General features: G+C 28.3%; 21 protein-coding genes. 11 read left to right on the forward strand and 10 right to left on the reverse strand.

Features of this window, described 5'->3' with window-relative positions; genetic code table 11:
• Window positions 1–137: 137 nt before the first annotated feature.
• The 3 genes from ACAN_RS13155 (at window position 138) to ACAN_RS13165 (ending at window position 4,129) form a co-directional block, all read left to right on the forward strand.
• Window positions 138–1,082, forward strand: coding sequence for a TAXI family TRAP transporter solute-binding subunit (locus ACAN_RS13155; protein ID WP_099334581.1), 945 nt, complete (start codon window positions 138–140; stop codon window positions 1,080–1,082).
• Between the two features lie 117 nt (window positions 1,083–1,199).
• Complete coding sequence (locus tag ACAN_RS13160) at window positions 1,200–3,320, forward strand: TRAP transporter permease (RefSeq protein WP_099334580.1); 2,121 nt, start codon at window positions 1,200–1,202, stop codon at window positions 3,318–3,320.
• Window positions 3,321–3,397: 77 nt separating this feature from the next.
• The gene (locus tag ACAN_RS13165; RefSeq protein ID WP_099334579.1) at window positions 3,398–4,129 is read left to right on the forward strand and encodes an NAD(P)H-dependent oxidoreductase; all 732 of its coding nucleotides are present in this window, start codon (window positions 3,398–3,400) and stop codon (window positions 4,127–4,129) included.
• Between the two features lie 10 nt (window positions 4,130–4,139).
• Here the strand turns inward: ACAN_RS13165 and ACAN_RS13170 are convergent, their stop codons facing one another.
• The 10 genes from ACAN_RS13170 to ACAN_RS13215 are packed head-to-tail and all read right to left on the reverse strand — an operon-like array spanning window position 4,140 to window position 16,742.
• The gene (locus tag ACAN_RS13170; RefSeq protein ID WP_099334578.1) at window positions 4,140–4,856 is read right to left on the reverse strand and encodes a response regulator transcription factor; all 717 of its coding nucleotides are present in this window, start codon (window positions 4,854–4,856) and stop codon (window positions 4,140–4,142) included.
• Between the two features lie 47 nt (window positions 4,857–4,903).
• Window positions 4,904–7,477, reverse strand: coding sequence for a PAS domain-containing sensor histidine kinase (locus ACAN_RS13175; protein ID WP_099334577.1), 2,574 nt, complete (start codon window positions 7,475–7,477; stop codon window positions 4,904–4,906).
• Window positions 7,477–8,199 (reverse strand): tRNA pseudouridine(38-40) synthase TruA, encoded by a 723-nt coding sequence (gene truA / locus ACAN_RS13180; RefSeq protein ID WP_099334576.1) that lies wholly within the window; start codon window positions 8,197–8,199, stop codon window positions 7,477–7,479. The genes ACAN_RS13175 and truA overlap by 1 nt, the downstream gene beginning before the upstream one ends.
• Window position 8,200: 1 nt before the next feature.
• Complete coding sequence (locus ACAN_RS13185) at window positions 8,201–9,217, reverse strand: LptF/LptG family permease (protein WP_099334575.1); 1,017 nt, start codon at window positions 9,215–9,217, stop codon at window positions 8,201–8,203.
• On the reverse strand, window positions 9,214–9,975 hold the full coding sequence (locus tag ACAN_RS13190; RefSeq protein ID WP_099334574.1) for a prepilin peptidase: 762 nt from the start codon (window positions 9,973–9,975) through the stop codon (window positions 9,214–9,216). Before ACAN_RS13190 ends, ACAN_RS13185 begins: the two co-directional genes overlap by 4 nt.
• Window positions 9,962–10,657, reverse strand: a complete 696-nt coding sequence (locus ACAN_RS13195; RefSeq protein WP_099334573.1) for a di-trans,poly-cis-decaprenylcistransferase — start codon at window positions 10,655–10,657, stop codon at window positions 9,962–9,964. The genes ACAN_RS13190 and ACAN_RS13195 overlap by 14 nt, the downstream gene beginning before the upstream one ends.
• Window positions 10,644–11,915 (reverse strand): bifunctional phosphopantothenoylcysteine decarboxylase/phosphopantothenate--cysteine ligase CoaBC, encoded by a 1,272-nt coding sequence (gene coaBC, locus ACAN_RS13200; protein WP_099334572.1) that lies wholly within the window; start codon window positions 11,913–11,915, stop codon window positions 10,644–10,646. The genes ACAN_RS13195 and coaBC overlap by 14 nt, the downstream gene beginning before the upstream one ends.
• A 3-nt stretch (window positions 11,916–11,918) precedes the next feature.
• Entirely contained in the window at window positions 11,919–13,208 is a 1,290-nt protein-coding gene (gene glmU, locus ACAN_RS13205; protein ID WP_099334571.1) for a bifunctional UDP-N-acetylglucosamine diphosphorylase/glucosamine-1-phosphate N-acetyltransferase GlmU, read from the reverse strand.
• A gap of 8 nt (window positions 13,209–13,216) precedes the next feature.
• Window positions 13,217–15,154 (reverse strand): ankyrin repeat domain-containing protein, encoded by a 1,938-nt coding sequence (locus ACAN_RS13210; RefSeq protein WP_079579964.1) that lies wholly within the window; start codon window positions 15,152–15,154, stop codon window positions 13,217–13,219.
• 55 nt (window positions 15,155–15,209) lie between these two features.
• Window positions 15,210–16,742 carry a helicase-related protein gene (locus ACAN_RS13215; RefSeq protein WP_099334570.1) on the reverse strand — a complete coding sequence of 511 codons (1,533 nt, stop codon included), beginning with the start codon at window positions 16,740–16,742 and terminating at the stop codon, window positions 15,210–15,212.
• A gap of 56 nt (window positions 16,743–16,798) precedes the next feature.
• On the opposite strand from ACAN_RS13215, the gene trmA reads away from it, so the two are divergent.
• From trmA to ACAN_RS13255, 8 genes are all read left to right on the forward strand, one after another.
• Window positions 16,799–17,920 carry a tRNA (uridine(54)-C5)-methyltransferase TrmA gene (gene trmA, locus ACAN_RS13220; RefSeq protein WP_099334569.1) on the forward strand — a complete coding sequence of 374 codons (1,122 nt, stop codon included), beginning with the start codon at window positions 16,799–16,801 and terminating at the stop codon, window positions 17,918–17,920.
• Between the two features lie 54 nt (window positions 17,921–17,974).
• Entirely contained in the window at window positions 17,975–18,832 is an 858-nt protein-coding gene (locus ACAN_RS13225) for a flagellin (RefSeq protein WP_099334568.1), read from the forward strand.
• A 162-nt stretch (window positions 18,833–18,994) separates the two neighbouring features.
• The gene (locus tag ACAN_RS13230) at window positions 18,995–19,195 is read left to right on the forward strand and encodes a hypothetical protein (RefSeq protein WP_099334567.1); all 201 of its coding nucleotides are present in this window, start codon (window positions 18,995–18,997) and stop codon (window positions 19,193–19,195) included.
• A 116-nt stretch (window positions 19,196–19,311) separates the two neighbouring features.
• Window positions 19,312–20,160: a flagellin gene (locus ACAN_RS13235; RefSeq protein ID WP_099334566.1), complete on the forward strand. Its 849-nt coding sequence runs from the start codon at window positions 19,312–19,314 to the stop codon at window positions 20,158–20,160.
• Window positions 20,161–20,390: 230 nt separating this feature from the next.
• A complete protein-coding gene (locus tag ACAN_RS13240) occupies window positions 20,391–21,254 on the forward strand; it encodes a flagellin (protein ID WP_099334565.1) in 864 nt (287 codons plus the stop codon).
• Between the two features lie 289 nt (window positions 21,255–21,543).
• Entirely contained in the window at window positions 21,544–22,392 is an 849-nt protein-coding gene (locus ACAN_RS13245; RefSeq protein WP_099334564.1) for a flagellin, read from the forward strand.
• Between the two features lie 241 nt (window positions 22,393–22,633).
• The gene (locus tag ACAN_RS13250; protein ID WP_099334563.1) at window positions 22,634–23,482 is read left to right on the forward strand and encodes a flagellin; all 849 of its coding nucleotides are present in this window, start codon (window positions 22,634–22,636) and stop codon (window positions 23,480–23,482) included.
• 277 nt (window positions 23,483–23,759) lie between these two features.
• Window positions 23,760–24,623: a flagellin gene (locus tag ACAN_RS13255; protein WP_079577536.1), complete on the forward strand. Its 864-nt coding sequence runs from the start codon at window positions 23,760–23,762 to the stop codon at window positions 24,621–24,623.
• The last annotated feature ends 97 nt before the right edge of the window (window positions 24,624–24,720 follow it).

Below are 24,720 nucleotides of genomic sequence, written 5' to 3' on the forward strand. Positions count from 1 at the left end.
TTATTGCAACTATTGTGCAATTAATATACAATTTTAACACTATTATTTATCATAAATATATTATAATACATTTATGATATAATAATTGTGTTGTGATTATGTCATTACAAACACATAAAAATCAAAAAGGAGAACATATGAAGAAGCTTGCTACAGCTGCTTTAGTAGGAGCATTAACTCTTCCAGCATTTGCTGCTGAGTTTATTACAATTGGTACAGGTGGTGTTACAGGAACTTATTATCCAACAGGTGGTGCTATTTGTAGACTTGTAAATCAATACAAAAAAGAGACTAAAATTAGATGTTCAGTAGAATCAACAGGTGGTTCTGTTTACAATGTAAACACTATTAAAAATGGTGAACTAGATTTTGGTATTGTACAATCTGATGTTGTTTATCAAGCATCAAAAGGTACAGGAAGATATCAAGGTGATGCAGTTAAAAAATTAAAGTCAGTTATGGCAATTTATCCTGAATTATTAACTTTGGTATCAAGAAAAGATGCAAATATAAACTCTTTAGCAGATGTTAAAGGAAAAAGAATAAATTTAGGTAATCCAGGTTCTGGAAATGAAGCTACTGCTTTAAATCTATTTAAAGCAAGTGGAATAAAAAAATCTGATTTAGCATTTGCTGGTGCTTTAAAAGCTTCTGAGATGCCAGATGCATTAAGAGATAACAAAATTGATGGTTATTTTTATATGGTTGGACATCCAACAGCTAATATTAAAGATGCTTCAAACTCTGTTGATGTAAAAATTGTTCCATTACAAGGAAGTAATGTAGATAATTTAATCAAAGAAAATCCTTATTTTGCAAAAGCAGATGTTCCAGCTGGAATTTATAAAGGCAACCCTGAGCCTACTCCTACATTTGGTGTAAAAGCAGTACTTGTAACTAGTGATGACGTAAGTGAAAAAGCTGTATATACAGTAGTTAAAGCAATTTTAGAAAATTTCGAAAAATTTAAAAAACTACACCCTGCATATGCAAATATTACAAAAAAATCATTACTTGATGGTTTAAGTGCTCCTTTACATGAGGGTGCTAAAAAATACTTCAAAGAAGCAGGTATTTTATAATATAGTTTTCGAAAGCGTAATGCTTTCGAAACAATATTGTCATATTTCATTTAATTCACATTTTTGTTTATTTTTACATGAAGTATGGCAATAACTCTAATTTACTAAGGTATTACTATGATAGAACGAGACAAACATCACACTCTTGATGAGCTTGAATTAGAACAAGCAAAAGAAACGGAGAATATAGTTAATGATTTAGAGGGTCAAAGAGTCTTTGGAACACAACACTTTGAATTTTGGCTAATTTCAGCAATAGCTTTAGCTTGGACTATATTTCAACTTTATATTGTAATAGAGCCTCTAAACTCTACAATTGCAAGATCAATACATTTAACATTTGCATTGGTATTATCATTTTTAATCTATCCAATGTTTAGAAAAGAGTATTTTCTAAAAAAAGTTAGATGGTTTGGATATACATTTGCAACATTAGGACTTTGTACAGCTGGATATATAGCATTTTTTTATAATGATTTAGCATTAAGACCTGGTGATTATACAATGGTTGATATTTCTGTTGCTCTTTTAGGTATTGTGATTTTAATAGAAGCAGGAAGAAGAGTATTAGGATTTGCATTAAGTTTAATTGCTATTATTTTCTTAGCTTATGATATGCTTGGACCTTATATGCCTGAATTAATTATTCACAAAGGTGCTAGTTTTAATAAACTTGCAGGACATATGTTTTTAACAACAGAGGGTATTTTTGGTGTTCCTTTAGGTGTTTCAACTGGTTTTGTATTTTTGTTTGTACTTTTTGGTTCACTTTTAGATAAAGCAGGTGCAGGTGAATATTTTATTAATTTAGCATTTGCATTACTAGGAAGATTTAGAGGAGGTCCAGCTAAAGCATCAGTTGTTGCATCTGGATTTACAGGTATTATGAGTGGTTCATCAATAGCAAATACAGTAACAACTGGTACATTTACAATTCCATTGATGAAAAAAACAGGATTTAGGCCAGAGCAAGCTGGTGCTGTTGAAGTTGCAGCATCTACAAATGGTCAACTTATGCCTCCTGTTATGGGTGCAGCTGCTTTTATTATTGCAGAGTTTTTAGCATTAAGTTATACTGATGTAATTTATGCTGCTTTTATTCCAGCTTTTGTTTCTTATTTTGCACTATTTTATATAGTTCATTTAGAAGCATTAAAATTAGGTTTAAAAGGTGCAAACCCAGAAGATTTACCTCCAAAACTACAAACATTTTTAAGAGGTATTCACTATTTAGTTCCAATTTTCTTTTTACTTTATACTTTAATGATTTTAAGAGAGAGTGCTGCAAGTGCTGCTTTTAATGCAATTTCACTTTTAATGCTATTAATGGTTGTTCAACATCCATTTAGAGCAATCCTTTATAAACAAAAAATTACAAAAGAAGTTTGGGTTAGTGGTTTTATTGATATTTTAGCTGGATTTATAAGTGGAGCTAAAAATATGGTTCCAATTGCAGTTGCAACTGCACTTGCTGGTATTGTAGTAGGTTCTATTACATTAACAGGTCTTGGACAAGTATTATTAGAAGTTATTGAAACAATTTCAGGTGGAAATATATTTATTATTCTTATCTTAGCAGCTATCGTATCACTTATTTTAGGTATGGGTTTACCAACAACTGCTAATTATATTGTTATGGCATCATTAACTGCACCAGTTATTTTAACACTTGCACAAGATAATGGATATTTAATTCCTGCAATTGCTGCGCATTTATTTGTATTTTATTTTGGTATATTAGCAGATGATACGCCACCTGTTGGTCTTGCAGCATATGCAGCAGCAGGTATTGCAAAATCTGATCCAATTAAAACAGGTATTCAAGGGTTTAAATATGATATTAGAACAGCAATTTTACCATTTATGTTCTTCTTTAACCCAGAGTTATTATTAATCTCAGGAGTTGATTCATTTAATCCATCAGATCCAAGTGGCTGGATTTGGATAACAGATCCATTTGAAGTAGTAATTATATTTGTAACTGCACTTATTGGTATGTTAGCATTCTCTTGTTTTACACAAGGATACTTTATAACATGGACAAATATTATAGAAAGATTTATATTTTTAGCTATTGTTCCTTTTATGTTTTTACCAAAAATTGTTGAAGCAAAACTTGCCTTACCAAGTCATTATATTTCATATTTAATTGGTTTAGCAATTTTCTTATTAATCTATTTTTTCCAAAAAGCAAAATTAAAAGCAAATAATACATCAAAATATGAAGTAGAATTATAAATAAAGTATCCATTTAGGATACTTTATTATAATTAACTATTAATAATCTCTTTATCTAAAATAAAGGAGTACTTCTTATGAATATATTAATAGTTCACTCTCATCCAGAAAAAAAATCTTTCAACGCATCTTTAACAAATAAAGCAAAACAGACATTAACAAAGCAAGGTCATAGTGTAGAAATATCAGATTTGTATGCAATGAATTTTGATCCTGTTGAAAAAGCTGAACACTATAAAAATAGAGTAAATAGTTCTAGATTTGATGTGTTGTCAGAACAAAGAAATGCATATAAAACAGACACCTTAGCAAAAGATGTAAAAGAAGAGATTGAGAAAATAAAAAAGTGTGATTTACTTATTTTACAATTTCCTTTATGGTGGCATCAACAACCAGCAATGTTAAAAGGATGGTTTGATAGGGTTTTTGTTGCAGGGGGTCTTTATACTAGTAAAATGAGATATGATAAAGGATACTTTAAAGGGAAAAAAGCAATCTGTTCTGTTACTTCAGGAGCTCCATTATCTACTTTTACTAAAAATGGAAGAGGCGGAGGTGAAATAGAGTCTATTCTTCGCTCTATTACTTTCTCATTGCACTATATGGGTTTTACTGTTTATCCAACTTTTTTATCAACAGAGATTCAAAATAAAAACTTTACCTACAAAAGTGAAAAAGAGTTTAAAATAGATTTAGAAAAAAACTTAAAAGCTTGGTCTTCACATCTTAAAAATTTACATAAAGTTGAACCTTTAAAATTTCATGGTTGGAGTGATTGGGATGAAAAAGGAAATGAAAAAAGAGATTAAACTCTTTTTTCTATTTTATGAAAGGCTTTTCAATTATATATCCATAACCTTTATGAGATATGATAAAATCATCATTTTTAACTTTATCTTTTAATCTTTTCATTACTGTTCTAAAAGCTGAATCATTTGTATTAATATCATTCCAAACATGCTTTTTAAATGTTTCAACAGATACAACTTCACCAAAATTATTAATAAGCACACTTAAAATTTCTGCTTCTTTTTTTGATAATTTAACTATTTTTTCTTGGTTGTATAGTTTATTTGTTGATTTATTATATGTATAAGTTTTATTAATTGTAATCAGCTCTTCATCTACTTTTATTTTTCTATCAGCTATGACTTCATCTTTTGCTTTTTGAAGCATCTCCATCATATTGTCAATATTTAAAGGCTTTACAAAATATCCTAAAACTCTTAGGTTAATAAGTTTTAATAAATCATCTTCATTCTTATGAGCACTTACTATTATAAATCTTTGATTACTAACTAATTTTAATATATCATCAATCATTTCAATACCATTTTTATTTGGCATTTTTATATCTGTTAGTACTAAATCAAAAGATTTATTTAAAGAGTGGTTTTCTTGAAATTTTTGGCTTCCCTCTTCTCCATCACAAGCAACAACTACCTCATCAAATATTGTATTTAAATAAAAAGACAAAGTCTTTCTAGCTAACTCTTCATCTTCTACTAATAAAACTCTTGTATTAAAAGCTTCCATTTTTTATCCCTATTTATAGTTAAACTTTATAATAACAAATTTGCTCTTTAAATTGGTAAAATTATTCTAAATTTAACCCCTTTATCTATATTTGTTACCTCAATTTTCCCATTCATATTCTTTTCTATAATTGTTTTTGCCATATAAAGTCCAATACCTGTTCCTTGGTCTTCAAATTTTGTTGTAAAATATGGTTCAAACATTCTTTCTAATATCTCTTGTTCAACTTCTCCACAATTATTTTTTAAAGTAACTTTTACATTATTTTCTATTTTTGTTACTCTTATTTGTATTATTGGATTAAAACTCTCTTGTTCAAGTTTTATAATTGCTGCTTCACTTGCATTATTTAATATATTAACTACAACTTGTTGAAATTCACTTTGATAACCATGTATTTTTACATCATCACCAATTACCTCAATATTAGCATTGGCTTTTTCTAGTTGTCCTTTAACTATTTTAATACAAGCTTCAATTGATTTTTTAATATCAAAAATCTCTTTATCTTTTGTTGGTTTGTAAAAATTTCTAAAATCATCAATTGTTTGAGACATATAATCAATTTGAACCTTTGCACTTTTAATTGAATCATGCAACTCCTCTTTTGTAAAGTTGCCATAATTATCTCTAATAAAATGTATCAATAGATTAATATTATTTAAAGGCTGCCTCCATTGATGAGCAATACTTCCAAGAACTTCACCCATAGAAGCTAGTTTACTTTGATGAGCTAGAAGTCTATCTTTCTCAACATTTTTCTCAACTTCATCTTCAATTTTTTGTTTAAGCTCTTCTTCTGTCATCTTCATTTTTGTAATATCATTAATATATCCATAAAGATGAGTTACTTTTCCAAAATGATCTTTTAATAAAATTGTTCTATTAAATACCCATTTTGTATTACCTTTTTTATCTTTTACTCTATAAATGATAGTAAAAAAGTAATCATCTCTTTCAATCGCTTTTTTTATTCTTTGTTTTAAAGGTTTTATATCATCTTCATGAATTACATCTATATAATTAATACTATAATTAAACTCTTGTGTTTCATAGCCATAAGAGTTAATACTTTTAGAAACATAATCAACACTTAAATTATCATCATTATTCCATTTAAAAATAACTATCTTACCCATTTCAACAAGTAGTTCAACATTTTGTAATTCATTGGTTAACTTTTTGCTTTGATCTATATCCATAGACATCATAAGCATTCGATTTGATTTTTTTGTACTATTACTAAAAGCTTTTCCTCTTACAAAAACCCACTTGTAATTATTATCAAAAGTTCTTAATCTATATTCACATAAAAAATGATCTGTTTTGCCTATTAGATGTTCATTAAATCGATAATTTACTTTTGGTCTATCATCAACATGAATCAAATCTAGCCAATCATCAAAGGTTTGAACCCTTCCTCTTTTATAACCAAACATTTCAAGCCATCTATTGGAAAAAAATATCTCTTTTGTATCAAGATTTATATCCCACAAACCATCATTTGAAGCAATAATTGCTAATTCATATCTTTCTTTCCATTTTTTATATAATGAATTTTTTGTTTCTAATCTTTTGTTATATCTATTAAATAGTGTATTTACAAACTTTGCAAAAGCAACAGATAAAAATATCATAAATAGTGCAATTAATATTATAACTGTAATAGAAACTGCAAGTTTTGTATGATATTGATTATTTATTTGTTTTATTTGTTTATATATTTCAAAACTTTTCACTGCTACTAAAAACTGGTATTTTCTAAAATTATAAGTTTCATCTTCTAATTTTTCAAAATCTTTTTTAATATATTTTGAAAAATTAACTCTATCTTCTTCTAAAAGATTTTTTTCATCAATTTTATGAGCTTTATTATAGTAGTTATAAACATATCCATTTTCATAATCATAAAACCATAAATATGCATTTTCATATGCTTTACTTTTAGACACAATAGAGTTTTCTATTGTTTTTCTAGTTAAAGCTTGCATATCATCAATCTTTGAAAATGCTCCAATTATCCAGTTTTTAGATTCGATTTTTTGAAAATAACTAAGCCTAATATCTCTTTTTTGATTATCTAACCAATAAATTAGATTTTCATCGCCCATATAAATAATATTTCTTAGCATCTGTTTTTTAAAATAGTCTGTTTTCATTTTTGAGTTTGTTAAAGTTTGTAAATATGAGATTAGTTTTGCACCTTTTAAGATCTCAAAACTATTTGAATTAAATACAACAAAATCTATATCTCTTTGTCTTTCTAAACTATTTAGTGCATTTTTAATATCATCAAACTTTACCTCATGGTTATTTGACTCTAAGGCTTTTATATGTCCATTTATCTCAAAAACACTTCTATTTAATCTATCTTCTATATCATCAAAACTAGCACTTGAGTTATACTTTACATCACTAATATATGATTTTAAAATATTCTTTTTACTATATTTATCTTTTTGTATTAGTAGTTCAATTTGATTACTTTTTTTATAATCTAATACAAGAGTTACTACAACTATTGATAAAGTAGCTATTATTAATACAAAAACTAAAGGAGTTAATATAATATGTTTTTTTATATCACTTAAAGTATTAAATCTTTTCTTTTTAAAAAACATCAATAATATACCTTTGCTAAATAGAGTCCATAAGGGCTTGCTGGTGTTTTATAAATATGCTTTTGTTTATTTAATTGTAAAAGCAAATCTTCTTTTGTTAATTTACCTTCATTAATTTTAATTAAAAATCCTACCATAAGTCTAATTTGAGAACGCAAATATGAGTTTGCAACAAATTTAAAAACATATATATCTTTATATTTATAAAAACAAGCATCAAAAACCTCTTTTATAAACTTTTCTTTATCACTTCCTTTTTTATGAAAATATTCAAAATCATGAACTCCTATATATAGTTTTATTGCTTCTTTGATTTTTTGTTCATCTATATTTGGGACATGTATTATATATTTTGAATTAAAAGCTGTCACAGGTTTTGGTGTAATAAGATATCGATAAACTCTTCTTTTTGCATGAAATCTTGAATGAAATTCATCACTTACAAAATCTACTTTATGCACTCTTATTGATAAGGGTAAATGTCTATTTAATATAGCTTTTAGTTTTTCTAAATCACTCCAATAAGATGGTAACACAGCATTGAACACTTGTCCAGTTGCATGTACATCTTTATCTGTTCTTCCACTTAAAACTATTTTTGTTTTTATATTTAAAGATACAAAAGCCTCTTGCAATTTGTTCTCAACACTCTTACCATTTGGTTGAATTTGAGAACCTTGATAAAGCGTACCATCATATGAAATAGTAAATTTTGTATTCATCTTAATAGAGTTTTTTTGTTGTTTTTATATATAAATAATATGTTCCCATAATCCAAATACTTGGAGCTACATATAAAGAGTGTAAATCAATATTTTTTGTAAGATATTTTGTAATTACATAATAAATTACAACTGCAATCAAAGATAAACCAATAGCTCTATTTTTTTCATATCTTGGATTATAGTACCCAAATGCAATAACTAGAAAAAGTGATATTAAAGGAAATAGTGAAGTTAAAATAAAAAATGTAAAATCATCTATATTTGAATCATTTTGTAAAGAGTATTTCCAATAATTATATGAATCTGTAAAAATAAAATCCTTTTTATTTACAATAGAATCATTTATATCCATAGTTTTATAATCAATTTGATTTAACTCTTCATCTCCTATATAAAATGCTTTACCCTCAATTAAAGTAAAATTCAAATCTCCATCTTTATTATTTAAAACTGCACTATTTGCTAAAATAAACTGATCTAAGCCCTCTTTTGTTTTAAATAATCTAACATTTTCATAATTTTTTCCATCTTTTTTATCAATATAGATTAACCAATCGCCAAACTTTTGACCAAACTCTGATGCTTTAATATTAAAATTTGCCTCTTTTTTCTTTTTATCTAAAAAAGTACTCATTAAATAATCAGTTTTTGGAATTAAACCAACAGAGATTATAAGTAAAGCAATAGATAACAAAAAAGTACTTGGAAAAAATATTTTTAAAATCTTCATAGGATTAAAACCAAAAGAAGTAATTACTATAAGTTCATACTCACTTGATAGTTTTGCCAATGTTATAACAAGTGAAATAAAAAATGAAATTGGAACAGTAAAAAATATGATTTTAGGAACTGAATATCCATACAATTTAAATAACTCAAATGCATCTATTGTAATAACTGATGTTAATGAAGCAATCTTTACTAAAAATATAATAGAAGTAATAAAATATAATCCTAAAAAAATAGGAAGAAATGAGATTGAAAGTTGTGAATAAAGATAACTTTTTATTTTCAAGTAAAAACCTTTGATGATATATTTATAAAAAATTCAAATAAAAATCCCATTACTAAAAATGGAATAAAGGGAATTTGACTATCTTTTTTTAAAAGAGTATTCAAAATAGATGGTATTATAGCAAAAATTCCTGCTAAAAATATAGCTATTACTCCTGCTTTTATTCCTAAAACTACTCCAATTATTGCAATTATTGGAATATCGCCCTCCCCTAAAGCTTTTGTATTACGTAAAGTATCATCTTTTATTAGTTTAGCTTTTATATTTTGAATATAAAATGTAATAATAAACTCTAATAAAACAAAAAAACCTGCAAAAATACAAGCATTTTCTAAACTTACCAAAAATTCATCTTTTGTTGCAAAAAATGCAACAATTAATGCAATTAAAAGTAAATAATCAGGTACAGCTTTATACTTTATATCAATAAAAGATAATACTATTAGTGTATAAAAAAGTATTATCAAATAAAAAAATTCAAAACTTAATGATACTTGTAAAAATAAAAAAAGAGTCAAAAAACCTGTTATTAACTCAACAAGAAAATACCTAAAAGGAATTTTATTTTTACAAGTAGCACATTTGGCTTTTAAGAATATATATGAAATTAAAGGAATATTTTCAAAATATTTTATTTTACTTCCGCAATTTGGACAAAAAGATGGCTTTAAAATGGATATTTGTTTAGGTAGTCTATAAATTAGTACATTTAAAAATGAACCAAATACTACTCCAAAAACAAAACTAAATACCTCCAAATCTTCTCTCTCTATTTTGATAATCACTTATAATATCATCAAGCTCATTTGTTGTAAATTCTGGCCAAAAAGTATTAACAAAAAACATCTCTGCATATGCATTTTGCCAAAGTAAATAGTTAGATAATCTTATCTCTCCACTTGTTCTTATAAGCACATCTACATCAACTATACCAGCAGTATCTAAACAGTTCTCAAAGTTTTGTTTAGTTACTTCTAGGTTTTGCTCATTTAATCTTCTTATGGCTCTTAAAATTTCATCTTGAGAACCATAATTTAATGCTAAAATTTGAGTTAATCCACTTGCATTTTTAGTTGCATTCTCGGTTTTTTTTATTATCTCTTGTAGTGATTTTGAGAATTTTGAGATATCTCCAATTGCTTTAAATCTTACATTATTATCTAAATATATATGAAGTTCATTTTTTAAATATTTTTCCAAAAGCTTCATTAAAAACTCAATTTCAAGTTTTGGCCTGCTCCAATTTTCAGTTGAAAAAGCATATAAAGTAAGATATTTTATACCTATATTGTTACAATGATTTGTAATTTCTCTTACAACTTTAGCACCCTCTTCGTGTCCAACAGTTCTTTTTAAACCTCTTTCACTAGCCCATCTTCCATTGCCATCCATTATTATAGCAATATGCTTTGGTAACTCTTTTTTATTATTTGTATTCATCAAACTCTTTTTCTAGGCAATTTAAAAGCTTCATTGATACATCAAATTTAGAAGCAGAAAATGAGTATGATTTCTCTTTTAAGATAAGTTCAATACTATTATTATTTGAACCAAACATATTATCACTACTTAAAACATTTAAGCAAACACCATCAAGAGATTTTCTTTCTAACATATTTTTTGCATTTTCATTTGCTACAGTTTCATCCATTTCTGCTTTAAATCCAATTGACACAATATCATTTTTATTTAATGTACTTAAAATATCCATATTTTGCTTTAATTTCAAATCCCAAGTAGTTCCAAGTAACTCTTTTTTTAATTTTCCCTTTAGAAAAGAGTTTGGTACATAATCACTAACAGCAGCAGCCATAAATAAAAAAGGCTTTTTAAAAACTTCTTTTTCTTCACTATCATTTAATAAATTAGATTTTAAAGATTCAGCTTTTTTTGCACTGTTTATACAATCTACTAAACATTCATACATTTCAAAACTACTTTTAACTTCAATAGTTTTTATTGCACTTGGCAAAGATTCATGACCTCTTGTACTTACTAAAGTTACATTTGCACCTTTTAAATACAAAGCAAGAGCTAAAGAAGAAGCCATTTTCCCAGAAGAGAAATTTGAAATATATCTTACATCATCAATCTTTTCAATAGTTCCCCCGCCACTTAAAATAACATTTCTATTACTCCAATACTCATTTTTTAAAATCAATCGTGAAGTTGCATAAAAAATATCTTCTGGATTGGCCATAGCCCCATCACCAACATCCTTGCATGCTAACTCTTTTGTTTGTGTTTGAACCACTTCATAATTACAAAGTTTTAATTTTCTAATACTTTCTACAGTAATAGGATTTTGTACCATATTTGTATTTGCAGCAGGACATAAAAGTTTATCTTTAGTATAAGCAATTGCTGTTTGAGTTAATAAATTATCTGCAATTCCATTACTTAATTTATTGATTGTATTTACACTAGCAGGAGCTATAACAAATGCATCTGCCCATTTTCCAGTATCTATATGATTATATAAACTATTTTTATCCCAAGACTCGTTATTTTCATCCAAAATTTTATGTTGAGAGATAGCTTCAAAAGTTATTGGATTTATAAATCTTTTTGCTTCACTTGTCATAATAACTTTTACATTTGCACCAGCTTTAATATATAATCTTATTAACTCTAAAGCTTTATAAATTGCAATTGAACCTGTAACTGCAACTAATATATTTTTATCTTTTAATAACATGATTTACTTCTTAAAAAATTTATAAAAGTAGTTTTTGATTATTTTCATTGGAGCTCTTGTAATAGCAAGAGAACCTTTTGGAACATCTTTTGTAATACAAGCCCCAGCTGCTAAAATCACATCATCTTCTATGGTTACAGGAGCTACTAATTGAGTATCTGAACCAATAAAGACATTTTTTCCTACTTTTGTTTTATGTTTATTAACTCCATCATAATTACAAGTAATTGTTCCAGCACCAACATTTGTTCCAGTATCCATTTCACAATCACCCAAATAAGACAAATGACCTGCTTTTACACCATTTAAAATGGCTTTCTTTGTCTCTACAAAATTTCCAATATGAGTATCTTTTAAATGACTTTTAGGTCTAACTCTTGCCATTGGTCCAATATCAGAATTTTCTAATATTGAGTCTTCAACTATTGAGTTTGTTTTAACTATTGAGTTTATAATTTTTGTATTACCTAATAAACAAACTCCATTTTCAATTATAGATTCACCCTCAATCTGAACCCCTTCTTCTATATAAATAGTATCAGGAAGTCTCATAATAACACCATTTTGCATAAACTGCTTTTTGATTCTATTTTGGTGTATTACTTCAGCTGTTGCTAACTCATATTTTGAGTTAACCCCTTTAAAGTTCTCTTCACTTACAACTAAAGGTTTTAGTGTTTTATTATCTTTTATAGCAAGCTCTATTAAATCAGTAATATAATACTCTTTTTGTGCATTTTTATTTGATAGAAGTGCTAAATATTGTTTTAAAAATGATGTTTGAAACTGATAAATTCCAGCATTTGCAGTTGTTACTTTTAACTCTTCTTCACTTGCATCTTTTTGTTCAACAATCTTTACAACTTTTTCATTTTTTAAAATTACTCTTCCATATCCTGTTGCATCTTCTAAATCTAATACTGACATAACAATTGTTGCATTTAAATCAAATTTTTTTAATTCACTTGCTTGTATTAATGGCATATCACCATTTAAAACCAAAGTCTTCTCATACTTTGGTTCTATATTCATAACAGCTCCACCAGTACCTGGATAGTTTTCATGATCTTGAATAACAAAATTTATATTATCAAAATATTTTTCTATAGTTTGCTGTACTTTTAAAGCTTGATGATATAAAACCACTGTAATATCATCACTTAATTTTAATGCCTCTTTAATCGAGTAATAAAGCATTGGTTTTCCTGAAATTTCATGTAAAACCTTAGGTTTTTCAGATTTCATTCTTGTACCAGCACCAGCTGCAAGTATTATTATTGATAAATTATTCATATTTTTCCTTACTTTAAAGCTTCGTCAATTTCTGCTCTTAAATTTTTTATTACTTGTTTTATTGCACTAAGCATTTTAGGATCTGTTATATTTCCATTTAATAGTTTTGCTAAATTCTTTTCTCTTTCTTTAAAAAACTGTGCAACAGAACGACTTTTTTTATTATGATTATACATCAATACACCAGAAGCTATTAAAATAACAACTAATTTTGTATGACCCAAAATTGCTGCATAGTTTAAAATAGTAAATCCTGCATAATCAACTGCATTTATATCAGCACCTGCTGCAATTAAAAGTCTTGCAATTTTAAAGTTTCCTTTCCATTGGGTATGATGCAGTGCAGTTCTTCCTTGCCTATCTTTTATATTTAAGTCTGCTTTTTTTGATAAAAGCTTTTCTACCACTTCAATATCATCTGCAATAACTGCTTTGTGATAAACAGTTCTTCCCTCTTTATCTCTAATATTAACATCAATTCTAAACTTCAATAAAAAGACTAATTTTTCTAAAAATTGCTCTTTATTTCTAATACTTTTAACTTTTAAACCATGATCAACAAGCAATGTTAAAGGAGTATCTCCATTATCATCCATGATATTTGCATTTGCCCCTGAATTAAAAAGAAGTTTAATCAAAGGAAGATTATTTTGTATTATCAAATCAAAAATCGTAGTTCTTCCATTTGATCTTTGTTTGTTTAATTTTGGTCTATAGCTTATAACTCTTTTTAAAAGTGTAAAATAATCTTCTTCATCATCAATATCTAAATATCTTCTTGAAATAGGTTTTTTGTTATTGTGTTGAACCAGAATTATTTCACAAAGTTCATCAACAACTGTTCTTTCTAAAATATCTCTATGATCTATATCAGCGCCCTTTGTCAATAAATATTCAACCATTTCAATATTTTTCATTCCATCAAAAACAGCTTCAAATAAAACTGTTCTTCCATTTTTGTCTTCTGAGTTTATATCAGCTCCTGAAGCTAATAAAAAATCGATTGTGTCATAATTTTTTCTTAGTACTTCTTTGTATAAAACTGTTTTACCTTTACTATCAACTCTATTTACTGCTAAACCATTTTCTATTAAAACAGATGTAAGCTTTAAATAGTTTCTTTCTTTATTTGCTAATTTATATTTTCCTTCAACTTTTTCTTTAGGATTTTTTAATATTTCTAATATTTTTAATATTTCATCTAAAATTGTTTCATTATTTATATTTTTTATATTTAATTTTATACCTTTTTCTAAAAGCAACTCTATAACTTCAATATTTGAAGCTCCCATAACAACAGCATTAAAAAGTACATTCTCTCTATTTTCATCAGTTACATGAATATCTACACCATTAATAATTAAAAATTTTGCAACTTCTGGTTTCTCTTTTAAAACAGCTAAAAATAGTGCTGTTTGTTCATTTTCATCAACAGCATCAGGGTTTTCAATATTATTTAAAACTTCTCTTATAATTTTTAGATTTTCACCCTCAACAGCATCAAAAAGTACTGTTCTTCCATATGTATCTTTAATATTTAAATTTGGTTTATGTGCTAGTAAAATCTCAAATACTCTATGATTTCCCTCTAAAGCAACATCTTGTAAAATTGTTCTTCCAGAAGAGTTTATATAATCTATTGAAGCACCATTATCAAGTAAAAATCTAATCATTACTCCATCGCCACGCTCAACAGCTTCACTTAAAACTGTTTTACCATACATATCTTCATGATTTATATCAATTTTATTTTTAAGTAAAATTCTTATGGCTTCAATTCTTTTTTTCTTTACTAAAGGGAATAATAATGTCTGATCTTTATCATTTAATCTATGGATATCTGCACCATTGTCTATTAGTTTTTGAACTTTTTCTACATTTAAATAGTTTTTAAGTAGCTCTTTTTGAAAGTTTTCAGTAACATCTTGTTTAAATAAGTTCAACATTAAGCTTAAATCCTTGGATTATTATAATAATTTAGATATTTTAACAAATTATTCATTAAAATCTTTTTCTACGTCTTGGTGGAAATTTATTTGAAAACTTTTTATTATTATTTTCTCTTTCATCCTTTAAATTAAGCTTTAAAGATTTCTCTATAAAACTATTAAAACTGGCTCTTGAAATACTAGCTTTGACACTATCAGGAAAAAGTTTTGGAAACTTATATGAAAGCCATAAATAAAGAGATATTTTTTTCACTTCATCTTCAACTAAAAGTAAATCTCGCTGTGTTATGGCTTTTTTAGGCAAAGTAATTGAGGGTTTATATCTTACAACTTTATTTTTAATTACAGCTGCAATATATGCATCATAAGCTTGTAAAATAATTGGAGATTTTACAGTAACAGGCGCTTGAGAAAGCATATATTTATCTTCCAATTTTAAATTATTTTTTTGATCTAAAATCTTTGAAGTAGTAAGCATTGAGCCAATATTTGAAGCAATAAAAGGACCATCAAAATACATATTATCAAGGAAAAATTTTAATATTTTTTGTAAAGATTTTGTTTTTATATGAGCACTTAAACCCTCAAGTTGTTGCGCACTAATTTTTACTTTAAAAGGTGGTTTTATAGTTTTAACAGGTTTTACATACTCTTTGTGTAAATGTTTTAAAGTTTCTCTTGATGTAGCACCTATAAATCCTTCTTCATGATGGCCATATCTACCTGCTCTTCCTGCTATTTGAACTATTTCATTTACGTTAATTCCTCTTCTTGATATCCCATCAAATTTTTTATGATTTGTAAAAAGTATTGTCTTAATTGGTAAATTTAATCCCATTGCAATTGCATCTGTTGCAATTAAAATATCGCTTTGCTTTTCTCTAAATCTTCGTGCTTCATCTCTTCTAACTTCTGGAGATAAGTTTCCATATATAACTGAAACCTTATGATATTTTTGTAGTTTTTGTTTCAGTTTTAATACATCATTTCTACTAAATGCGATTAAAGCTGTTTGAGGTTCAAGCTCTTTTAGCAAAGTGTGTTTTTGCATTAAATGAAGTTCATTTTTTCTTTTAAATTTTACTATTTCTAAATCTTCATTTAAATATTGTGCAAGTTTTTTTACTGCATCTAAAGCATTAACTGAACCTGTCATAACAATCTGTTTTGCAGGACATCCAATAATTGCATTTACCCATGCCCAACCTCTTTCATCATCATCTAACATCTGAACTTCATCAATAATTGCTAAATCTACATCCAAATCAAAATCAATCATCTCAATTGTTGAACAAACATGAGAAGCATCTTCATCAAAAATTTGTTCTTCTCCTGTGATTAAAGATGCTTCAAGATTTGAAGATTTCAAATCCTCATATCCCTCAAGTGCTAAAAGCCTTAAAGGTGCAAGATAAAGACCACTATTTGATTGTTTTAATTTTTGCATTGCACTATATGTTTTACCTGAATTTGTAGGACCAACAAAGAATTTTAATTTTCTATTTAAACTTCTTGCTAAAGGAAACTGAGATTTTAAATCACAATTTAATAAGTTTTGTAACTGTTTTTGAAGTATATCTTTCATGGGCGTATTATATTGATTTTTATATAATATAGTATTAAAAATTATAAGGTAATTTAATGAATTGTATATATTTTGGAAAATGTGCTAGTTGTACTTTGTATGACAAATCATACGAAGAACAACTTCAACATAAAGTCAATATAGAAAAAAACAGATTTAAAGATTTGACAAACATAGAGTTTGATGTTATAAAAAGTAAAGATAAAAACTTTAGAAATAGAGCAGAATTTAGAATTTGGAAAAATTTTAAAGATAAAGAGAATATAACAATAAACTACGCTATGAATGATTTTGATAAAAATACATTAGAAATAAAATCATGTGAAATCGTAAGTGAAGACATCTCAAATCTTATGCCAAAACTATTAGATGAGTTGCAAAGTGATGAAACACTTAAATATAAACTTTTTGCATGTGAATTTTTAAACTCAACAAAAGGTGATACGCTTATTACTTTAATCTATCATAAAAAGTTAGAAGATGAATGGATTAGCAAAGCAAAACTTTTAGAGAAAAAGTTAAACATAAAAATTATTGGAAGAAGTAGAAAACAAAAAGTTGTTTTAAGTAAAGATTATATTGAAGAAGAGCTAAAAATAAACAATAAAAGCTTCTTTTTTGAATATAAAGAGGGTGGATTTACACAACCAAATAGTTATGTAAATGTAAAAATGATTGAATGGGTTTTAGATAAACTTGAAGTAAGCAATAAAGATTTGTGTGAGCTTTACTGTGGAGGGGGAAACTTTACAATACCTCTATCTACTAAATTTAAAAATGTTTTAGCAACAGAGATATCAAAAACATCAATAAAATCAGCTTTAAAAAATTGTCAGTTAAACTCTATATCAAATATCGATTTTATTAGAATGAGTAGTGAAGAGTTCGTAGAAGCTTTAGAAGAAAAAAGAGAGTTTAGAAGATTAAAAGATATTGATTTAAAATCTTATAATTTTTCAACAATTTTTGTTGATCCACCAAGAGCAGGACTTGATGAAACAACTAGAAAATTAGTATCAGATTTTGAAAAAATAGTCTATATTTCATGTAATCCAGAAACCTTACATAGAGATTTAAAAGAGCTTACAAAAACACATAAAATTGATAATTTTGCTTTATTTGACCAGTTTTCTTATACAAACCACATAGAAAGCGCAGTTGTATTAAACAAATTTTAACTTTAGCTTAGCTAAAATTTAAGTAATTATGAAAGTATTAACAAAGGGTAAAATATGAGAATTAATACAAACACTGCTTCACTTATGGCACAAGAGGCAAACAGTAATACAAACAATGCATTAACTAACTCTTTAGAGAAGCTAAGTACAGGGCTTAGAATCAATAAAGCAAGTGATGATGCGTCAGGACTTGCAATTGCTGATAAACTAAGAACTCAAGCTAGTTCACTAGGACAATCAATTTCAAATGGAAACTCAGCAATTTCTTTAACACAAATTGCTGATAAAGCAATGGCTGAACAATCAAATATATTAGATATTATTAAAACTAAACTTATTCAAGCATCAACAGATACTACTTCTCAAGAAGGTAGAAAATCTATTGGTAAAGATATTGATAAACTATTAGTTCAATTAGATAATATTTCAAAACAAACAAACTATAATGGTACATCACTACTACAAGGTGCTTCTGGTGGTGCTGCTGCTGTTCAATTAACTTTCCAAATGGGTGAGAGTGTAAATGATACAATCTCTACAACTTCTGGAGTTAGAGCAAATGTATCTGGATTAGCATTGGAAGCTTTAAAATCAGCTGCTGCTTCTGGAACATCAGCTGCATTTGATGCAGGTGATTCAAGAGCTTTCTTGGATGACATTGATAGTGCGCTAAACACACTAAATGGATGGAGAGCAGACTTTGGTTCTACTCAAAACCAATTAGAATCAGCAGTAAGAAATCAAATGACTCAGCAAACAAATATCAAAGCTGCTGAATCAGTTATTAGAGATGTTGATTATGCAGAAGAGAGTGCAACATTTAATAAGCAAAATATTATTGCACAAGCTGGTACTTATGCTATGAGTCAAGCTAATAATGTTCAACAAAATGTTTTAAGATTATTGCAATAATTTTTAATTTCTATTTCTTTAAACCCTGTTAATCTTCTAAAACTACCATTTTAAAGGCTCAGAGAATACTCTGGGTCTTTTTTTATATTTCTTTAAACTTAAGCTAATATTAAGAATTGGTGTGTCATAATACTTTCATAACTTGAAAAGGAGAATTTAAAAATGCAATCAATAAACTCAATACCAGAAAACATTTTAAAGATCCAAAAGAAGTTATGTACTTTTGAAAAAGGTTCAAGAAACTACAAAAAGTATAGTAAAATATTACAAAAACATATTAAGAAAAATAATATGAAAAAAAGAGTAAATAGCAATATCAAAACAATAGAGGCTATTGCAAAAATTAGCAGTCAAAAAAATTAATAAAATGTATAGGTATCAATGGATGCCAAAGAGTTAGACTCTATGCTTGGTAAAACAAGAAGTTCTATAGGCACCCAATACTGGGGTAAATCTTTTTATCATATAAAGGATTTATTATGAGAATTAATACAAACGCAGCTTCACTTGTAGCACAAGAAGCAGCAACAAACACAAATAAAAATTTAAGTTCTTCATTAGAAAAATTAAGTACTGGTCTTAGAATCAATAAAGCAAGTGATGATGCATCAGGACTTGCAATTGCTGATAAACTAAGAACTCAAGCAAGCTCAATTGGTCAATCAATCTCAAATGGTAACTCAGCAGTTTCTTTAACACAAATTGCAGATAAAGCTATGGCTGAACAATCTAATATCTTAGATATCATCAAAACAAAACTTGTTCAAGCTGCAACTGATACAACATCAGATGATGGTAGAACAGCAATTGGAAAAGATGTTAGTAAATTATTAGATCAATTAGATAATATTGCTAAACAAACTAATTATAATGGTACAACACTATTACAAGGTGCAACATCAGCTTCAGCAGCAGCACAATTAACTTTCCAAATGGGTGAAAAAGCTGCAGATACTATTGCTACAACAGCTGGTGTTAGAGCAAATGTATCTGGTTTAAGTTTAGCCGATGTTAAATCTTCTGCTGGTGCTGGATTTAGTTCTGCATTAGGAGCTAGAAACTTAATGGATGATATTGATACAGCTATTAACACGCTAAATGGATGGAGAGCAGACTTTGGTTCTACTCAAAATCAATTAGAATCAGCAGTAAGAAATCAAATGACTCAGCAAACAAATATCAAATCAGCTGAATCAGTTATTAGAGATGTTGACTATGCACAAGAAAGTGCTAACTTTAACAAACAAAATATTATTGCGCAAGCTGGTACTTATGCTATGAGTCAAGCTAATGCAATTCAACAAAATGTTACTAGATTATTACAATAATCGGTGAAGTTGCAAAGCAACGAGTGATGTTTCTGTGAAAACGTTACTAGATTATTACAATAAGTAGCAAGATTAATTTAAACTAATTTTAAGAATTGGTGTGTCATAATTTAATAAATGTATAGGTATCAATGGATGCCAAAGAGTTAGACTCTATGCTTGGTAAAACAAGAAGTGCCATAGGCTCCCATGAATTGGGATAAATCTTTTTATCATATAAAGGATTTATTATGAGAATTAATACAAACGCAGCTTCACTTGTAGCACAAGAAGCAGCAACAAACACAAATAAAAACTTAAGTTCTTCATTAGAAAAATTAAGTACAGGTCTTAGAATCAATAAAGCAAGTGATGATGCTTCTGGTTTAGCAATTGCTGATAAACTAAGAACTCAAGCAAGCTCAATTGGTCAATCAATCTCAAATGGTAACTCAGCAGTTTCTTTAACACAAATTGCTGATAAAGCTATGTCTGAGCAATCAAATATTTTAGATATTGTGAAAACAAAGTTAGTTCAAGCTGCAACTGATACAACTTCGCAAGAAGGTAGAGCAGCAATTGGTAAAGATATAAAAAAATTACTAGACCAATTAGATAATATTGCTAAACAAACTAACTACAATGGTACAACACTTTTACAAGCATCAGCTGCTGGTACAGGTTCAGCAACATCACTTACATTTCAAATGGGTGAAAAAGCTGCTGATACAATTGCAACAACAGCTGGTGTTCAAGCAAATGCTATTGGGCTTGGAGTTAGTGCATTAAGATCTGCAACTACGGATACATCTGCTACAGGGGCATTTAATGCAGCAGGTGCTAGAGGTTATATGACAACAGTTGATAGTGCTATTAACACACTAAATGGATGGAGAGCAGACTTCGGTTCTACTCAAAACCAATTAGAATCAGCTATTAGAAATCAAATGACTCAGCAAACAAATATCAAATCTGCTGAATCAGTTATTAGAGACGTGGATTATGCACAAGAAAGTGCTAACTTTAACAAACAAAATATTATTGCGCAAGCTGGTACTTATGCTATGAGTCAAGCTAATGCAATTCAACAAAACGTTACTAGATTATTACAATAATCAATAAAGTTGCAAAGCAACGAGTGATGTTTCTGTGAAAACCTTACTAGATTATTACAATAACTAGTAAGATTATAATCAAGAGTTATGCTCTTGATTATTTAATATAAACACCTATTTTTAATATTAATTTAAACTAATATTAAGAATTGGTGTGTCATAATATTTATGAACTTATGTATAGGTATCAATGGATACCGAAGAGTTAGACTCTATGCTTGGTAAAACAAGAATTGTTTATAGGCTCCCGTGTCATGGGTAAATCTTTTTATCATATAAAGGATTTATTATGAGAATAAATACAAACGCAGCTTCACTTGTAGCACAAGAAGCAGCAACAAACACAAATAAAAATTTAAGTTCTTCATTAGAAAAATTAAGTACTGGTCTTAGAATCAATAAAGCAAGTGATGATGCATCAGGACTTGCAATTGCTGATAAACTAAGAACTCAAGCAAGCTCAATTGGTCAATCAATCTCAAATGGTAACTCAGCAGTTTCTTTAACACAAATTGCTGATAAAGCTATGGCTGAACAATCTAATATCTTAGATATCATCAAAACAAAACTTGTTCAAGCTGCAACTGATACAACATCAGATGATGGTAGAAAAGCAATTGGAAAAGATGTTAGTAAATTACTAGATCAATTAGATAATATTGCTAGCCAAACTAATTATAATGGTACAACACTATTACAAGGTGCAACAGCTGCCGATGCTGCAGATCAATTAACATTCCAAATGGGTGAAAAAGCTGCTGATACTATTCAAACTAATACAGGTGTTAGAGCAAATGTATCAGGATTAACGCTAGATGGTCTTAAAGCTTCTTCTGATGCAGGATTTACTTCTGCTGGAAGTGCTAGAAGTTTAATGGCAACAGTTGATACAGCTATAAACACGCTAAATGGATGGAGAGCAGACTTTGGTTCTACTCAAAACCAATTAGAATCAGCTATTAGAAACCAAATGACTCAGCAAACAAATATTAAATCTGCTGAATCAGTTATTAGAGATGTTGACTATGCACAAGAAAGTGCTAACTTTAACAAACAAAATATTATTGCGCAAGCTGGTACTTATGCTATGAGTCAAGCTAATGCAATTCAACAAAACGTTACTAGATTATTACAATAATCGGTGAAGTTGCAAAGCAACGAGTGATGTTTCTGTGAAAACGTTACTAGATTATTACAATAAATACGAATGATATATTAAAGTAATATTTTGTTGTAGTTATTTTGTATTGATTAAACTTGGGATTAAAACAATATAGGGGTCAATGGATTCCGAAGAGTTAGACTCTATGCTTGGTAAAACAAGAATGTTTTAGGCTCCCGTATCATGGGTAAATCTTTTATAATAAAAAGGATTTATTATGAGAATTAATACAAATGCAGCTTCATTGATAGCTCAAGAAGCAGCTGCAAACACAACAAAAAATGTAAGTAGTTCGTTAGAAAAACTAAGTACTGGTTTAAGAATCAATAAAGCAAGTGATGATGCTTCTGGTTTAGCAATTGCTGATAAACTAAGAACTCAAGCAAGCTCAATTGGTCAATCAATTTCAAATGGTAACTCAGCAGTTTCTTTAACACAAATTGCTGATAAAGCTATGTCAGAACAATCTAATATTTTAGATGTTCTTAAAACAAAATTAGTTCAAGCTTCAACTGATACAACATCAGATGAGGGTAGAAAAGCAATTGGTAAAGATATTAGTAAATTACTAGATCAATTAAATAATATTGCTAAACAAACTAATTACAATGGTACAACAGTATTGCAAGGGGCAACATCAGCTTCAGCTGCAGCACAATTAACATTCCAAATGGGTGAAACTGCTAGTGATACTATTCAAACAACAGCTGGTGTTAGAGCAAACTTAAGTGGATTGGGGCTTGCTGGTCTTAAAGCTTCTGCTGATGCAAACTTTGCTTCTGCTGGAAGTGCTAGAAGTTTAATGGCAAGTGTTGATACAGCTATTAACACACTAAATGGATGGAGAGCAGACTTCGGTTCTACTCAAAACCAATTAGAATCAGCTATTAGAAACCAAATGACTCAGCAAACAAATATTAAATCTGCTGAATCAGTAATTAGAGATGTTGATTATGCTTCTGAAAGTTCTAACTTTAATAAACAGAACATAATAGCACAAGCAGGTACTTATGCGATGAGTCAAGCTAATGCTTCTCAACAAAATGTACTTAGATTACTTCAGTAATCTATAATATTTAGTACCGATAAAAGTTACATTAGATAATTAATAGATTTTTAAAGGGCTAGATTCTTCTAGTTCCCTTTAAAGCATTTATTCCTAATAATACACTATTTTTAATTTTAATATTAGGAATATATGTATGGTATTTTGTTGTAAGTGAGTCATATAAACAATATAGGGGTCAATGGATTCCGAAGAGTTAGACTCTATGCTTGGTAAAACAAGAATGTTTTAGGCTCCCGTATCATGGGTAAATCTTTTATAATAAAAAGGATTTATTATGAGAATTAATACAAATGCAGCTTCATTGATAGCTCAAGAAGCAGCTGCAAACACAACAAAAAATGTAAGTAGTTCGTTAGAAAAACTAAGTACTGGTTTAAGAATCAATAAAGCAAGTGATGATGCTTCTGGTTTAGCAATTGCTGATAAACTAAGAACTCAAGCAAGCTCAATTGGTCAATCAATTTCAAATGGTAACTCAGCAGTTTCTTTAACACAAATTGCTGATAAAGCTATGTCTGAGCAATCTAATATTTTAGATATTGTGAAAACAAAGTTAGTTCAAGCTGCAACTGATACAACTTCGCAAGAAGGTAGAGCAGCAATTGGTAAAGATGTAAAAAAATTACTAGACCAATTAGATAATATTGCTAAGCAAACTAACTACAATGGTACAACACTATTGCAAGCATCTGCTGCTGGTACAGGTTCAGCAACATCACTTACATTTCAAATGGGTGAGAAGTTAGCTGATACTATTGTAACAACAGCTGGTGTTCAAGCAAATGCTATTGGTCTTGGAGTTAGTGGATTAAGATCTGCAGCTGCTGCTGGTACATCTGCTGGTGGATTCGATGCAGCTGGTGCAAGAGGTTTTATGACAACAGTTGATAGTGCTATTAACACGCTAAATGGATGGAGAGCAGACTTCGGTTCTACTCAAAACCAATTAGAATCAGCTATTAGAAACCAAATGACTCAGCAAACAAATATTAAAGCTGCTGAATCAGTTATTAGAGATGTTGACTATGCTGCTGAAAGTTCTAATTTTAATAAACAGAACATAATTTCACAAGCAGGTACTTATGCTATGAGTCAAGCTAATGCTTCTCAACAAAATGTACTTAGATTACTTCAGTAGTCTATAATAAAATTGTAACTTTTATCAAATTTTTAAAGGGCTAGATTTTATTCTAGTTCCCTTTAAAATAATAAGTCTAAGAATAAGTTTTGTTACT

It is taken from the genome of Malaciobacter canalis (assembly GCF_008000835.1).
GTDB lineage: Bacteria > Campylobacterota > Campylobacteria > Campylobacterales > Arcobacteraceae > Malaciobacter > Malaciobacter canalis.

Bases quoted from the DNA above. Each gene is read 5' to 3' on its own strand.
- ACAN_RS13155 (WP_099334581.1), top strand. From the start codon at position 138: ATGAAGAAGCTTGCTACAGCTGCTTTAGTAGGAGCATTAACTCTTCCA.
- ACAN_RS13160 (WP_099334580.1), top strand. From the start codon at position 1,200: ATGATAGAACGAGACAAACATCACACTCTTGATGAGCTTGAATTAGAA.
- ACAN_RS13165 (WP_099334579.1), top strand. From the start codon at position 3,398: ATGAATATATTAATAGTTCACTCTCATCCAGAAAAAAAATCTTTCAAC.
- ACAN_RS13170 (WP_099334578.1), bottom strand. From the start codon at position 4,856: ATGGAAGCTTTTAATACAAGAGTTTTATTAGTAGAAGATGAAGAGTTA.
- ACAN_RS13175 (WP_099334577.1), bottom strand. From the start codon at position 7,477: ATGTTTTTTAAAAAGAAAAGATTTAATACTTTAAGTGATATAAAAAAA.
- truA (WP_099334576.1), bottom strand. From the start codon at position 8,199: ATGAATACAAAATTTACTATTTCATATGATGGTACGCTTTATCAAGGT.
- ACAN_RS13195 (WP_099334573.1), bottom strand. From the start codon at position 10,657: ATGAATACAAATAATAAAAAAGAGTTACCAAAGCATATTGCTATAATA.
- coaBC (WP_099334572.1), bottom strand. From the start codon at position 11,915: ATGTTATTAAAAGATAAAAATATATTAGTTGCAGTTACAGGTTCAATT.
- glmU (WP_099334571.1), bottom strand. From the start codon at position 13,208: ATGAATAATTTATCAATAATAATACTTGCAGCTGGTGCTGGTACAAGA.
- ACAN_RS13210 (WP_079579964.1), bottom strand. From the start codon at position 15,154: ATGTTGAACTTATTTAAACAAGATGTTACTGAAAACTTTCAAAAAGAG.
- ACAN_RS13215 (WP_099334570.1), bottom strand. From the start codon at position 16,742: ATGAAAGATATACTTCAAAAACAGTTACAAAACTTATTAAATTGTGAT.
- trmA (WP_099334569.1), top strand. From the start codon at position 16,799: ATGAATTGTATATATTTTGGAAAATGTGCTAGTTGTACTTTGTATGAC.
- ACAN_RS13225 (WP_099334568.1), top strand. From the start codon at position 17,975: ATGAGAATTAATACAAACACTGCTTCACTTATGGCACAAGAGGCAAAC.
- ACAN_RS13230 (WP_099334567.1), top strand. From the start codon at position 18,995: ATGCAATCAATAAACTCAATACCAGAAAACATTTTAAAGATCCAAAAG.
- ACAN_RS13235 (WP_099334566.1), top strand. From the start codon at position 19,312: ATGAGAATTAATACAAACGCAGCTTCACTTGTAGCACAAGAAGCAGCA.
- ACAN_RS13240 (WP_099334565.1), top strand. From the start codon at position 20,391: ATGAGAATTAATACAAACGCAGCTTCACTTGTAGCACAAGAAGCAGCA.
- ACAN_RS13245 (WP_099334564.1), top strand. From the start codon at position 21,544: ATGAGAATAAATACAAACGCAGCTTCACTTGTAGCACAAGAAGCAGCA.
- ACAN_RS13250 (WP_099334563.1), top strand. From the start codon at position 22,634: ATGAGAATTAATACAAATGCAGCTTCATTGATAGCTCAAGAAGCAGCT.
- ACAN_RS13255 (WP_079577536.1), top strand. From the start codon at position 23,760: ATGAGAATTAATACAAATGCAGCTTCATTGATAGCTCAAGAAGCAGCT.